This window comes from Actinopolymorpha sp. B11F2, assembly GCF_040195635.1.
GTDB lineage: Bacteria > Actinomycetota > Actinomycetes > Propionibacteriales > Actinopolymorphaceae > Thermasporomyces.
In genome coordinates this window covers 96,176-110,012 of sequence record NZ_JBEFTX010000007.1, presented here as the reverse complement: position 1 = coordinate 110,012, position 13,837 = coordinate 96,176, and the positions used below count along the sequence as shown (strand labels likewise).

At 66.6% G+C, this 13,837-nt stretch carries 12 protein-coding genes; 5 read left to right on the top strand and 7 right to left on the bottom strand.

Annotation, left to right across the window (positions count from 1 at the left end; translation table 11 throughout):
• Positions 1-165: 165 nt before the first annotated feature.
• On the bottom strand, positions 166-495 hold the full coding sequence (locus ABN034_RS14940) for a hypothetical protein (protein WP_349691608.1): 330 nt from the start codon (positions 493-495) through the stop codon (positions 166-168).
• A gap of 933 nt (positions 496-1,428) precedes the next feature.
• The gene (locus ABN034_RS14935; RefSeq protein WP_349691607.1) at positions 1,429-1,602 is read right to left on the bottom strand and encodes a hypothetical protein; all 174 of its coding nucleotides are present in this window, start codon (positions 1,600-1,602) and stop codon (positions 1,429-1,431) included.
• A 227-nt stretch (positions 1,603-1,829) separates the two neighbouring features.
• Between ABN034_RS14935 and ABN034_RS14930 the strand changes: the two genes are divergently transcribed.
• Both ABN034_RS14930 and ABN034_RS14925 read left to right on the top strand, forming a co-directional pair.
• Positions 1,830-2,387, top strand: coding sequence for a hypothetical protein (locus ABN034_RS14930; protein WP_349691606.1), 558 nt, complete (start codon positions 1,830-1,832; stop codon positions 2,385-2,387).
• 646 nt (positions 2,388-3,033) lie between these two features.
• A complete protein-coding gene (locus ABN034_RS14925; RefSeq protein WP_349691605.1) occupies positions 3,034-4,764 on the top strand; it encodes a hypothetical protein in 1,731 nt (576 codons plus the stop codon).
• A 1,555-nt stretch (positions 4,765-6,319) separates the two neighbouring features.
• Here ABN034_RS14925 and ABN034_RS14920 read toward each other — a convergent pair.
• Together ABN034_RS14920 and ABN034_RS14915 are read right to left on the bottom strand one after the other, a co-directional pair.
• Positions 6,320-6,841 carry a GNAT family N-acetyltransferase gene (locus ABN034_RS14920; RefSeq protein WP_349691604.1) on the bottom strand — a complete coding sequence of 174 codons (522 nt, stop codon included), beginning with the start codon at positions 6,839-6,841 and terminating at the stop codon, positions 6,320-6,322.
• 52 nt (positions 6,842-6,893) lie between these two features.
• Positions 6,894-7,715: an SGNH/GDSL hydrolase family protein gene (locus ABN034_RS14915; RefSeq protein WP_349691603.1), complete on the bottom strand. Its 822-nt coding sequence runs from the start codon at positions 7,713-7,715 to the stop codon at positions 6,894-6,896.
• A gap of 440 nt (positions 7,716-8,155) precedes the next feature.
• Between ABN034_RS14915 and ABN034_RS14910 the strand changes: the two genes are divergently transcribed.
• Both ABN034_RS14910 and ABN034_RS14905 read left to right on the top strand, forming a co-directional pair.
• Complete coding sequence (locus ABN034_RS14910; protein WP_349691602.1) at positions 8,156-8,359, top strand: hypothetical protein; 204 nt, start codon at positions 8,156-8,158, stop codon at positions 8,357-8,359.
• 56 nt (positions 8,360-8,415) lie between these two features.
• Entirely contained in the window at positions 8,416-8,703 is a 288-nt protein-coding gene (locus tag ABN034_RS14905; protein WP_349691794.1) for a hypothetical protein, read from the top strand.
• Positions 8,704-8,848: 145 nt separating this feature from the next.
• On the opposite strand, the gene ABN034_RS14900 is transcribed toward ABN034_RS14905, so the two are convergent.
• From ABN034_RS14900 to ABN034_RS14890, 3 genes are all read right to left on the bottom strand, one after another.
• Positions 8,849-9,898: a DMT family transporter gene (locus ABN034_RS14900; protein ID WP_349691601.1), complete on the bottom strand. Its 1,050-nt coding sequence runs from the start codon at positions 9,896-9,898 to the stop codon at positions 8,849-8,851.
• Between the two features lies 1 nt (position 9,899).
• Complete coding sequence (locus ABN034_RS14895; protein ID WP_349691600.1) at positions 9,900-12,440, bottom strand: wax ester/triacylglycerol synthase domain-containing protein; 2,541 nt, start codon at positions 12,438-12,440, stop codon at positions 9,900-9,902.
• A 265-nt stretch (positions 12,441-12,705) separates the two neighbouring features.
• Positions 12,706-12,846, bottom strand: a complete 141-nt coding sequence (locus ABN034_RS14890; protein ID WP_349691599.1) for a hypothetical protein — start codon at positions 12,844-12,846, stop codon at positions 12,706-12,708.
• Positions 12,847-12,940: 94 nt separating this feature from the next.
• Here ABN034_RS14890 and ABN034_RS14885 point away from each other — a divergent pair, with 94 nt between their 5' ends.
• Positions 12,941-13,783, top strand: a complete 843-nt coding sequence (locus ABN034_RS14885; protein ID WP_349691598.1) for a phosphotransferase family protein — start codon at positions 12,941-12,943, stop codon at positions 13,781-13,783.
• Positions 13,784-13,837: the final 54 nt, after the last annotated feature.

Genomic DNA, 13,837 nt, shown 5'->3' with positions numbered 1-13,837 from the left:
CCATCCGGTGAGCTTACGTAGGTCATAGGTGAATTGGCCTTGGTCGTTGGTGTCGCCTTGGATGGTGATGTCGGCGCCGCCGTCGTTGACACGCAGCGCCCAAGCGTCGGCCAGTTCGGTGATCGATACCTCGATATACGGGCTCTCGTCCAGGTCAACCTCGACCTAGCGCTGAACTGAGCCCCACCAGTTGCTGGCATCCGAACTGAGATTGAGGCGCAACTGACCGTCTGAGACAGTCGCCTCCAGACCCGGATCGGCGATCCAGTCCTCGCTAAGGCTCTCAAACTCGTCCGCCCAGGCCACGTCGAGTCCGCCGGTGCGTCCTTCCGGCTTCCGGTACAACATCAGCGTGTCGAGGAGGCGGTGCGCATGAGCGGCCGCGTAGTAGCCCACATGAAGTGGAAGGTGTGAGCCGTTGTTGTATTCCGCCGGCCGAAGACTCGTGTTGAAGTCGAACGGATTGACCACCAGGCGGCTGCCGGAAAGGCTCATCCATCGCCTTTGCAGGTCGCCCGTCTCACGAAGGTCCGCACTGCGCGGCGGCTTCGACAGTGAACCCGCAGACGTCGCATCGGCATCCGCCCAGGCGGACCATGGACGCGCCAGACCACCCAAGGCCAACAAGGCAGAAGCTGCACCGGCCCGCGCCACGAAGGTCCGTCGCGTGGTGCGCGCTCGTCCGCCTGCTGTTGGTGAAGCCACGTCAACTCCTAGCCGTGGTAGCTGCGGCAGGCGGCGGCTCAAGCACGGCTCCGCACCGGCGCACAACTAGCTCACTTAAGCGTTTTAGTAGTTGGTGTTTAGGGAACGTAGAAGGGCTTTCAGCCACTGTCAACGGCCGGCGCGTCAACGTCCAACAACGGACGCGAGGCAACACGCCGGTCAGCTGCCTCAGCGGCTGACAATCGGCAGCGAGCGCGAGCAGTCTCTCTCCCGCAACGACGCCCTCGCACGCAAGGAGGCCGTCAGGAACCGACAGGTAGTCCTGCCGTGTGGCCCTTCGTCGCTGCTGTGATGATCATCGATAGCGTCCTCCCTCGAGGTTGAGCGTGATCACCAAGGGAGGCGGCGTGGATGCGCCTTGGCCTCAGCCTCAGTCGCCCACGGCCAGCAAGATCTGGCTAGACCGCCGCCACTGAAGGGAACGGCGGTCATGGGACCGAACAGCCAGAGCAACCACGCAACGCAGAGATGACAAGCACGTCGTGATCGCCACGATCGAGCAGCCATGTTCCGTCTGTGGCTGGGCGATCGGCCGAGGGGACCAGATCGTGCGGATCTCGTTCGGAGAATGGGTGCATACCGACCGCAGCGGCTGAGACGCCACCGTCGAGTCTGACCTGGCTGGGTCGCCGCACAAGAGCCCGCTCCGCCGCAGAGTCACACCTGGCCGGGATGACAGGCTGACTTGACTCGCCATCGACCTCACAAGACCGCCCTCGCCGCGGTTGGGATGCCCTCGGGGTCGCTGAACTCGCCGACGAGGACGATCGGAGCGACCTCGTCGCCTGCCACGTACGCGCGGACGTGAACGAACCCGCCGTACTCGCCTCCGAATGGCAGCACGCCGTCGTGCTTGAGAGTCCATGTCTCTGACATGGCCGATCCCCTGATGGGTGTGTCTAGTCACCGTGATCGGTTTCTGCGACGGTGGAGTTTCCATGGATGAAGCCACAGCCGTCGCGCCCTCCCGAGGACCACGGCGCCGACTGAGGCTATGACGGCTACGCCCCAGCCCGTCGAGACGTGCTGGCCCGCTACGACCCGGCTGAGCATGAGTACGCCCGAGCAGTCCCCGGCATCGGCTGCCCTGGCACGACAGCGATGTGGTGGCCACGCTCGACCGGCGGGCTCATGCGTACCTCGCGGCTGCCGAGCTCATCGTCCACTACTACCGCATCGGGCGCACCCTTGCCTTCGAGCTCCCCGTCGCTGCACGTCCCGGCATCTTCCGGCCTCGTGTGCTCGGCGTACACCCATATCCTTGGCTGATCTGGCTGGGCTGGGAGCTCGAGGAGCGTTGGCGCGTGCTGGCGTCCGCCGCACGTCGCGCCGACACCACGATGCCGGCGTACGACGAAGCCTTGGCCACCGAGTTCGCCGGACTCGCCGGTTGGGACAGCCGCGACGCCGTATACGGCGGCGCCGGCCTGGTCACGCCCGCCCTCGCGGCCGGAGTCGCGGATGTCGTCGGCCATGCCAGGCGGCACGACCGGCAACGGTTGAAGCCGCACGCGCCGCCGCCGAGCGGATCATCAACAGCAGTGTCTGGCCGTGGTTCGAAACCGCTTGGCAGAACATCGCCTGACCCGGCGCGCAGGACCTGCACAACATCCGCAGAACGGCAGAGCAGTGAACGTGGCTGCCAGGTCTATACCGGGTGATGTTCGACGGTCGTGGCTAGTTCGCCCTGAGGAGTTCACGGATATGAAAGGTCCTTGACCCCCGGGTCCCGCTCATCAAGGCTCCGCGTCAATCGGGGTGAGGAAGCGCCTTTCAAGGGGGGCTCATGGAGCGCCGTACGTTCCTCTCCGGTGTCGCCGCGGCTGGCATTCTTGCGCACCGGCCAGACCAACCAGTTCATCGCAGTGATGCCTGGCAGCGAGTTCTGGGATCCCAGCATCAAGGACGGCCGTTGGCGCTCGATCCGAACCGATCTATTGCCGTTTCTGCTCCATGCCCTTTCTGTCGTCCAGCAACGTGGATATCTCCCGCGTACCCGTGTCGAGGAACTGAGGATCACCACGTTCAATTTCGGTTGCGAGCTTCCTGGCGCATTCGACGTCGCCCTGCAGGTGAAGCCACTGACCGCCGTCGCCGTGGTGCGGCAACACCTATCGGAGGTCTCTCATGTCCGTACCATCGACGTTCCCGCCTGCCGTCCGGTCACCGAGTCGACGCGGCGTGCTCCGCTGGCCCGGTCGGTTCGGTCTAGCGGTGCTGGTCAGCGTACTCGTCAGCGCTATGACCAGCCCTGGTCTTGGCGCCGCGGCGTCGACATCTCCGGAACGACGTATCAGCGAGGCCCCAGTGATCGAGAACATCGACACGACACCGGGGCCTTTCGAATTCGGCTACCTAGCTGGCACCGACGACCTCGGACGAGAGTTGTCGCACCACGGCGAGGTGCCTGCTCCGCGCGAGGATCGGCACGTCGGACTCTTCTACTTCCTCTGGCTCGGACAGCACACTCGCACCGGGCCGTACAACATCACAAAGATCCTCGCCGAGACCCCTGAGGCGGTATACGACCCCGACCACCCGGCGTGGGGGCCGCGCGGGGCGTTCCACCACTGGGGGGAGTCACTGTTCGACTACTACTTCAGCGATGACGCGTGGGTGTTACGCAAGCACGCCCAAATGCTGGCCATCGCCCAGGTCGACTTCCTGGTCTTCGACACGACGAACGCATTCACCTACAAGGGCGTGTACGACAAGCTGTTGGGTGTCTTCGACGACGTTCGCCGCCAGGGCTGGGACGTGCCACAGGTCGTCTTCTACACGAACGCCCGCTCCGGAGAGACGATCGAGAACATCTACGCGGACCTGTACGAGCCGCGGCGCTATCCGGAACTGTGGTTCGAGTTGGACGGCAAACCGTTGATCATCGGTGATCCCGATCAGGTGTCCGACGAGGTCCGCGAATTCTTTACCTTCCGGCGCAACCAGTGGCCGATCGAGCCGATGAAGCCGTACGGCTTCCCATGGATCAGCTTCACCCGACCGCAGGAGGTGTTCTACGTCGACGGCGAGCCGGACGTGGTCAACGTCGCCGTCGGCATTCACAACAACCTTCCGTTCAGTGACCAGCCATTCTACGGCTATGGCAACAACTGGTCGCGCAGCTTCCACGACGGCGCGCTCGACCCGGACCCCAACGCCTACCTGCATGGCTACAACTTCACCGAACAGTGGGAGCACGCCCTCGCGGTCGATCCGAGGATGGTAATGGTCACCGGCTGGAACGAGTGGGTGGCACAACGCTTCGACGGACCGCCGGAACGACCGATCTTCTTCGTCGACCAGGCAACCGTCGAGTTCAGCCGCGACGCCGAACCGATGAAGGGCGGCTACAACGACAACTATTACCTGCAACTGGTCGACTTCATCCGGCAGTACAAGGGCCTCGGCACCCAGGCGTCACCAGGCAATGAGCGTTCGATCGACATCGATGGTCCGTTCTCGCAGTGGAACGACGTGCAGCCCGCCTACCGCGACTTCACCGGAGATACCGTGGAGCGTAATCACCCTGGATTCGGCGGCGCGACATATACCAACGACACCGGCCGTAACGACTTCGCGGAGCTCAAGGTTGCCCGCGACGACCGATACGTCTACTTCTACGCGCGCACCGCTGAAGCGATCACCGGTACGGACGCGAACCGGAACTGGATGACCTTGCTCGTCAATGTCGATGGCGACGGAACCAACGGATGGAAGGGCTTCGACGTTGCGGTCAACCGCATCGGCGCCGACCGCCACCGAACGTGGCTCGAACGAACCAGTCGCGGCTGGGCCTGGCAGAAGGTCGAGAAGGTCGACGTCCGCGTCTCCGGCAGCGAGATTCAGATCGCAGTGCCACGACGGTTCCTCCGGCACGCTGTAGACGACCACGGACGGCTGCAGCTCGAGTTCAAGTGGGCGGACAACATGCAGGACGATGGCGACGTCATGGACTTCTACCTGCACGGTGACGCTGCACCCGACGGCCGGTTCAGCTACGTCTACACCGAGGACCCACAACTGCTGCCTCGACCATGAGTCGGCGAAAACGCCACGCACAATTACCGACACCCATGTCTCGCCCCATCGCAGGGGCCGTCGCAGCAGGCACCAGCGAGCGCCGGCACCGTCGCCGGCGCAGAATTCACTGCCGCGTGCCGCAAGTGCGTAGATCGCGAGGATGCCTCTACCGATCATGATCAACGACCAGATGGGCATCGCGGGGTGAGGAAGTTCGCAAACACCAAAACCGACGCCAGGAAGTTGCCGGCGTACCGAGCGGAGCCACACGGCGGAGACCTGCCAGACCGGTCAGCCCGGTCAGAACTGCCATTCCGATGAAGATCCAGCTCCAGACGGTAGTTCCAGGTGATGCCCAAGCCGGTCGACGCCACCAGGAACATCGTGGTTCTGAGCAGACCGGCGAGTCCCCAGATCAGCTGCAGTCCAGCCAACACGAACAGGAGGGGGTGCCGGCGAACATCGACCAGTCCGCCCGGCTTGACAGCGTTCTGGATGATCGGTGATGAGAACCTGCATGACGAGGCCGAGCCCTGTGCCCAGCACCAGAAGGCAATGCTCATGAAATGGTCGTGGAGAACTCGTCCAGCTGTGCGCACAGGAAGAGACCGACCGCGGTCACCGCTGTACCGACGATCGGAAACCTTGTACCGCCCGGTGTGGGTCACGAGCTGCCCGCTCACCACCCAGGCGATCAGAATGCCGAGGACCATCGGGATCATGTGCAGACCGGACATGGTCGGTCTCACGCCGTGGACCACCTGCAGGAACGCCGGCAGATATGCGATAGTACCGAACATCGCGAAGCCGATCGCGCGGCGATCGCCGCGCAGACAGTGAACACGCGAAGCCCGAACAGTGAGAGTGGCAGGACCGGCTCGGCTGCTCGCCGCTCCACGACCGCCCAGGGCAGTCCGAGGGCCACCGCACCGGCGAACAGGCCGATGCTGGGCGCCGCACGGGTACGTCGTGCCGCCACACGACGTGCCCAGGACCCGGCCGGCCGCCGCCGCGGCCAATAGCGTCCTACCCGCGAAGTCGATCCTGCCCGTCACCTCCATGCGCGTTGGCAACGTCGCCCCGACCACCACCAACGCGAGGACTCCGAGGGGCAGGTTGACGTAGAGGACCCCACTGCCAGGTGAGGTAGTCGACGAAGAAGCCACCGAGCATCGGACCAGCGACGCTTGGCCATCCCGAACGCGCCCGCCGAGACTTCCTTGGTAGCGGCCCCGTTCTCGCGGGCCGACGACGTCCCCCCTCGATCGCCATCGCCAGCACCATCAGCCCGACGCCGCCTACGCCCTGCAGGGCACGCAAGCCGATCAACTCCAGCGTCGACCGGGACTTGCCCGCACAGGACCGAACCCACGAGAAAGATCACGATGGCGCCCTTGAACAGGCGCTTGCGACCGTTTTGGTCACCGAGTTTGCCCCCGCACGACACCGGCCTGGGGCCGGACCGGGGCGTGTACGGCATCGGCACGAAACTCCTTCACATCGGAGTCGGATTCGCGACCGACAGTACTGATACAAGCCCTCGACGCGCCGTAAGCCTTCGGGCCTTTACGACTCAGTTTCGTACGAGCGGGCGAGCCAGGAGGAGGGCCTGGCTGTCCCACCCAGGCGGATGGATCTCGCGGACAGCAAGGAACCCGTTGGACAGGTAAAAGGCGCGGGTTCCGGCGTAGGTGTCGCTCCCGGTTTCAGGCACAGAGGCCGCCAGGGTGAGGACGGACAGCACCAGGGCCCCGGCGGCGCGTAGCTCCCGTACGACGCGATCTATCAGCGCTCGGCCGAGACCGCGCCGACGGAATCCCGCCCGCACGGCCATCCAGGTGATTTCAGGAGCCGATGGCAGCGGATAGTCCACAACGAGGAAAGCGTTCACTTGCCCGCACTCTTCGGCGACCCAACCGCGCTGGGTCCTGACTGCCCGCGCACAGGCAACCACGCCCACGTCGCTGCCGAAGAAGTACGGCAGGCTCTGCACGATGTCGTCACAGGCCCTGAAATCCCCTGAGCGAAGATCTCGTACAACGGTCTCGGTGTTGGGGGTACGCACACGCGCGTAGCGCAACTCGATCCCTGACACTTCTCTCCTTGCGATTCTGGTCAACCACGTGTACGAAAACCCAAGGCCGGTGTCACGAAGAGGATTGGCCCGCCTCTGCGCGCATCGCGTCGATGGTGCGCAGAATCTCTGCGGCCGCGAGTTCGTGCCCCGCCTTGTTGGGGTGGTAGTAGTGGCTGAGGAGCGACTCCTTCGGCGTCCCCGAGTCCAGCGCCTCCTGCCACCGGGCGCTCACGTCCGCGACGGGGATGTCGTAGTCCCCGCCCAGGCGCCGAATCAACTCAGCCCGGATGCTGAGCGGGTCGTCCGGGTTGCTGAGGTCATGGGGCACGGTTCCGGTCGGGGTGAGGAGCACGATGGGGACGTGGTTCCTACGCGCCACCGTGATCATGTCGCGCCAGGCTCTCTCCACCTCGTCGAGAGGGAGGTTTGTGTCGTTGATGGCGTAGTCGATCAGCAGCAGATCCGGCTGGTGCCTCAGAACGTCGCGGCGGAAGCGCGCTGCTCCCTGCACGGAGTTTTCGCCACCGATCGACGTGGTGATGGTGTTCATCACTGCGGTCGGGAACCGCGCGTTCAGGCCCTGGTACACCATGAAGGGGTAGGACTCGAAGGGCTTGACCTGCGGTGTCTGGTGATAGCCGGACGGGACGCTGTGGCCGTGAACAACGACATTGATGGTCCGGTTGGCCGGCCACTCCTTGGTCAGCTCTGTGAAGAGTCGCCGCACATCCGCAGTGTGGTCCGGCAGGGCGCCTTCGGGCTCGGTTGCTCCCGTCGCCGTCGTGTGATCCGCTCGGGCCTGCGCCCCCGCCACACCAATCGAGCCGATGAGTACGGCGAGCATCGTCAGCATGGTGATCGCCAGGGTGCGACTTGAGACAGTGATAGTCACCTTCGCTCCTTCTCAGCTGCCAACTCGACCACCAAAGACGCGAGTGGACGAGTGAGTCCTCTTCGCAGATACATGGGCACGTTCCGTCCGTTCGCGCCGTGACACCCTTCGCGTATTGTCATACTTAATGCAGAGTAAGTTGTCATACTTATCCGCGCTGGGCAACGCCGGCGCGCGAAACCGGTGACCAGGGTCGGTCAGAGCGCCAGAACCGCCCCACGCACGCCATCGCACCTACCGCAACCTCGGGCGCACGGAGGCTCAACCGCTCACTGTGTCAGGGAGAGGTCGACCGCCGCAGCTTCCCCGCGGAGGGCGCGGAACCCGTACCGCCGCGCCAAGCGTTGCCCAGACGTCGTACCAACCAGAGGAGGCATTGTGGCGTCATCGCTACTCGACCGGATCGTGCAGCTGTTCGAAGTCGCCAGGGCGAGAAGGTGATGGCAGAGGCGCAGCGGCTGGTGCGTCACCCTCGTACGCAGAGCTACCTCCATACCGCGCAGGTCAGGGTGGAGCAGATCGCAAAGGACCCGCGAATCCAGCAGGCGGTCACGAAGGCGCAGGACCGGCTGCAGGCAGCAGCCAGCGACCCACGTACCCAGGCAAAGATCCGCGCCATCGTGTCGAAACTCAACAAGCGCTAGATGGCCATCTAGATCGTCTGACCGGATCATCCCGGACCTTGGCGTACGCTCGGGTCATGCTCGAGATGCTCCTTGGCGCCGGCATCTTCGCGGCAGGCGTGGCCATTGGTCGGTTCCTGCCCAATCGGCGACGCCGCGGCGAACTTGGCGAGCGCAAGCCTGTCTGCGCGTGTGGACACGCCGTGTCGTTCCACGGCGAGGACGGCTGCTGCCGAGCGACCAAAGAGGTCAGCAAATGGGACGGCGGCCGTTGGGTCGGGAACGTGCAAGAGCCCTGCGAGTGTCAGAGGTACACGGGGCCGCAGCCCCTGCCGAGTTTCTACGCCCCGGAAATCAGCGACTGAAGCGGCACCAGCCACCGGGCCGCAGGGGCCAGGCCGTCCTCGCCCTCAGCGCCGCGATCCGGCACGACTGGACGATCGACGCACCTGTCAAGCGATCCCTCATCGCCTACGATCACTGAGCCGACGGCCAGCCCGAATTTCCGATTCAACGATCTAGGGGTCCGTCGTCGCGCTGCCGGCGTGGCTCGCGTGGGTCCGTCACGGGCCAGGATCCTCGCGGTTCCCGGCCGCCCCTGCCTGGACCCTCGTCCGGACAGGGCGCCTCCAGATAGCCGCCGGAGCGTCGCCGCGTGTCATGCAACGCGTCAGGCAGGTCGTGTCCGCGAAGGCGCTGGGTGAGCCACTGGGACCGGGTGTGGATCAACAGGATTCCGCCGGCGACGACGAGCAACGAGACCACCTCGCCGACGGTCGCCGCGGGACCACCACGGATCGACTCCCCCAACCACGCGATACCGACCCCGATCGAGACCGCCGGGTCCCCCACCGTGATGGTCGCGACCGCGAGGGTGCCGAGGAGGCCCTTCTGGTAGGCCTGCTGGTTGAGTGAGAACCCCGCCACACCGACAACAGCAAGGGCGTAGAGCTGCCATCTCCCGGCCAGGGCGAACAGGTCGCCGTCGAACTCGGAGGCGAGACTTCGCAGCAGGCCGGCCGCGACGCCGTAACAGACCGCCGTCGCGACGGCGAGGGGAAGGACCCGCGCGTCACCGCTCAGCCGCGTCGCCAACGCCAGACACACGCCGACGACGGCGACCATGCCCACCGCGAACGGCAAGGCGCCGGCGGTGTCGAAGTGGGCCGCACCGGTCTGCGGTCGGGCCACGAGGATGAACGCCGTCAACCCGGCGAGCGCGAGCGATGCCGCCAGCACCAGGACGACATCCACCGGGCGTCGATTCAGGTAGCAGGCGAACCCGATGAAGAACAGCGTTCCGGTGATCAGCAACGGCTGGACCAGCGTCAGCGGGCCGAACGCCAACGCCATGCCCTGCAGGACGAAACCCATCGCCGCCAGGCCGATGCTGGGGACGAACCCCTCCTGCCGGAGCAGGTCCCGCAGGAGTCGGGTACTCGTCAGGCGGGCTTCGGGGACCCGTCGGGCCGCCCGTTGCTGCAGGGCCGCCGCCGCACCGAACGACGCCGCCGCACAGATCGCCAAAGGCACAGAGATGGCGACGCTTGTGTGCGGCATGTCAGGACTCCACCAGCTCCGCGTAAGCCTGCCCCAAGGTCTTGGCCACGGTCGCGCGGTCGAGGCCCAGCGCCGGGTCGGCGAGGATGCCCACACCCGCCGTCTCGTCGGTCGTGATCACCCCGATCGACAGCGGAACCCTGCGGGTCAGCGGGGCCACCGGATAGAGGGCGTGCACGCGCGCGCCGGCCATCCGGTGCGTACCCCTCGGGCCGGGGAGGTAGGACACCACGAGGTTGAGATACCGATCGGAGTACGTCGTTCGCGCGAACCATCCGTGAAGAGCACCCGGGAGCAGGCCCACCGCACGCATGACGAGTCCGGCGGCGAGGGCTTCGCCGCGTGACACGCCCAGGCGTAGTTCGCTCCGGATCCGTGCGAGGCGCTCGGCCGGCCGCATCGGACCCATCGCAAGCTCCACCGGGACAGCCGTCGTCCAGTTGCCGAAGATCCGTTCGTCCGACCGCGGCCGGCCACTGAGCGGGACGAACGCCCGCAGCGGTCCGCTGCCGAGCAGGTCCGCCGGACGCAGAAGGCGGTCGAGGGTCTCGGCCACGAGGGCGAGAACGAGTTCGAACGTACGGACATCGAGGCGGCGCGCGGCCTTGCGGAGCTCGGCGGCGGGCAGTGGGACAGTCAGCACCGCGCGATGGGACGGGTGCCGGTTGAGCGGATGCCGGGGGGCACGACCGCGCGTCGCGAGGTGCCAGAGACCGCGCAGGGCATCGACCGCGCTGGTGGTCGGTCGGTCTGCGTGCCGGTCGCCTGGTGTGGCGCCCGCACCTGCACCCGGCTCCGTGTCGAACAGCCAGGTGAGGAGCCCGAGGGCCGACAACCCGTCGCCGAGGCTGTGATGGACCTTCATCACCAGCGTGCTCCGTCCGCCCGTCGGCGGGTGGATCAGGACCATCCGCCAGACCGGCCGGTCGCGGGGCAACCTCGTGGAGAAGACCTCGTCGAGAACGTCCGCGACGTCCTCGTCCGACCGGGCGTACCGCTCGGTGATGAGTGCGGCGACGTCGACGTCTCTGCGTACCGCCCAACCCCACTGATGACCGCGGCGCATCGGCTGCCACTGGAGCGGCGGAAGGTGCGGGACCCGCGCCGCGACCGTCGCCCTGATCTGGTCGAGCGTCACCGCCCGTCCGTCGGCGAGGCGGTCCAGTTCGACGACGACGCCGATCTCCTGGGGTGGCCCGCCGTCCTCGACCCGGGCAAAGAATGCGTCCGCCGGGCGCATCGGCCACGGCCGCGACGGTGCCGCGCAGAAGGACGTCGCCGCGGGCTCATCGGTCAACTCATCAATCAACTCGGCGGTCAGCCCACCGGTCACGGCAGTGCCGCGTACACCGTTCGCTGGCATGTCGTTCGCTGGCATGTCGTTCGTCGGCGGGTCGTTCGCTGGCATGTCGTTCGTCGGCGGGTCGGCGTGGGACCGGCCGGCGTCGGCCGCCGGACCGACTCCGGGCGGCCCACTCCAGCCGGTGAGAGCCGCACGTACGCGGGCCGCGAGCTGCTCCTGCGACATGCACAGTTCGGCGAGTCCGGCGACCGTCATCAGGCTCGCGTTCGCGATGCCGTGTGCGGGAATCGGCTCGGCCATGATCACCGGCCTACCGCTCGCGACGGCTTCGAGTGCTGTCACGCCTCCGGCGTTCGTCACCACCACGTCGGCCGCCTGGTTGAGCCGGGGCATGTCGTCCACCCAGCCGAGGGGCAGCAGTTGGTCGTGCGGATAGCCGAGGCTTCGCAGCCGGGCCAACACCGTGTCGTTGCGCCCACACACCGCGACGACCTGGACCCGTGGGTCCGCCGCGAGCAGCGTCCGCAGCATCGAGTCGCGCATACCGAAGGCGAACGTGCCACAGGCGATGAGGATGACGAACGCGTCCGCGCGCAGCCCGAAATGCTGCCGGGCGCTCGCCGCGTCACCCGGCCGGAACGCCTTCTCCACCGGCAGCGCCGACACCGCGACGCGGGCGGAGGCGTCGGCGAGGCGAGCACCCGCGACCGCCGCCTCGTGGACGACGTACGTCGTGTCGATCCCGCCGTGGACCCAGAACGGATGTGGTGCGAAATCGCTCACCCACGCCGCCGTGGGCGCCGCGAGCCCGCGATGCTGGCGAAGCCAGGACAGGCCGGCGCTGCCCAGCGGGTAGGTGCTGAGGATGATGCCGGGAACGAACGCATCGATCTCGCCGGCCAGCCTTCGCCCCGCCCAGCTACCGGTGAAGCGCTTTGAGCCGCGCGCCAGAAAGCGAAGGCGCCAGCTCGCGCCGTAGAAGAAGTCGTACAGCCAGGGTGCGCGCTCGACGCTGGAGGTGTAGATCCAGCAGAAGCCCGGGCCGACGCCCGGCCCCATCCGGTCGAGGGTGTCGACCCAGTGGATCTCGCTGCCCGGCCAGCGCTGGAGCACCGCTTCACGAAGCGCCCGGCCGGCGGCATCGTGCCCGCCGCCGATCTTCGCCGACACGATCATGACGCGGCGCCGCGTGAACCGTCCGACGTCCATGCCGGTGTGGGCAGGAGCGACACCGATCACGTTGGCCCCCCTCAGCCGAGATCACGCCTCGTGCGTGGGCTGCCCTGCGGCAGCGGCACCAGGAACGTCGCGCAGGCGCCCTGCTACCTGGGGATCTCCTGCCGTGATGTGCGGCATATGAAACCAACCGCCTACGGCGACAACCGGCCTGCAGTCTACCCGCGCACCCCTCCTCGGCCCTGACAAAAGGGCAAAGCGCGCGATTCCCCCAACCGATGCCTTCGAGGAGAGTTTTCTCATCACGGGCAAGGGATTCCCACTCTCCTCACCAACGGATTCGTACACTCCGAGCTCCGAGGTTCGCGCTCACCTGGGTGTGCAACGGCGCCAGCAGGTGCAGGACGACGAACCGCACTCCCCTGACGCCGAGCAGAGCCTCGAACAGGTGTCCGTGGTCCAGGAACATCGCGGGATCCGCCTTTGGCGGCCCTATAGTGGCCGGGCATGCCGGAGCCATACCTGTCACCGTCGCGCGGCGCGTCCTGGCCGAGGCCTCGGCCATGACCGAGCGGGTCAATCACATCGCAGACGCCCTCGACCTGCAGGTGGTCGAACAGCTGGCCGGTGGATACTTCGGGGCTTTCCACATCCACACCACGGCAGGAGCCTGTGCGGTGTTGAAAGTGCTTCCTGCCTGGCCCGAACTGGCTCTGGACAAGGTGCAGTGCGCGGTGGGTCTCGTTGCCCTGTTGAGAGAGCGTGGCTACCCGGCGCCGCGCTACCTGGATGTGGGAGTCGTCGATGCCGACGTCTACACCGTGCAGGAGTACCTCTCCGGGAGCGTTCCCGATCGACTCACGCCAACGACGGCCAGCGAGTTGGTCCGCCTCTGGCGTACTCACGAGGGGGCGGCACCACCCGCGGCCGACAACCAGTGGGGCAGGGCACTGATCGCCCGAGTCCAGAGGGGCGAGGAGCTACGCTCGGCGACCAAGGACCCTCAGGTGCTCGCGGTCCTTGACCGGGCGCTCGAAGTGGCCGCTGCTGCCGATCCCGAGGTGTTCCGCGTCGGCGACATCGTGCATGGCGACTTCCATCTCGGCAACCTGCTCGTCGGCGACGGTGGGATAGCCGCCGTGTTCGACTGGGAAGGGGCGCGGGCGGGCGACTCGCGCGCAGACCTGCTCCGGATGTACGCCGTCGCCGCGACCTGGGAGCGGGCCGACTCGGAGGTCGTCGCCCTGCTTCGTAAGGAGCTTGACGACACGACGCCGTCCGACGTCCGGCTTCCGATCGGGGCCGAGATCGCGGTCGAACACCTCCGCTATGGGCTCTTCGCCAGGCCGAGCGAGATGGACTGGGTGCTCCGCGAGGCAAGGATCCTGCTGTCCGAGGCGGAGTAACCGCCGAGTGGCCTGACGCCCGATTTGGTGGCGGCCTTGCCGGTGCGCGTGACG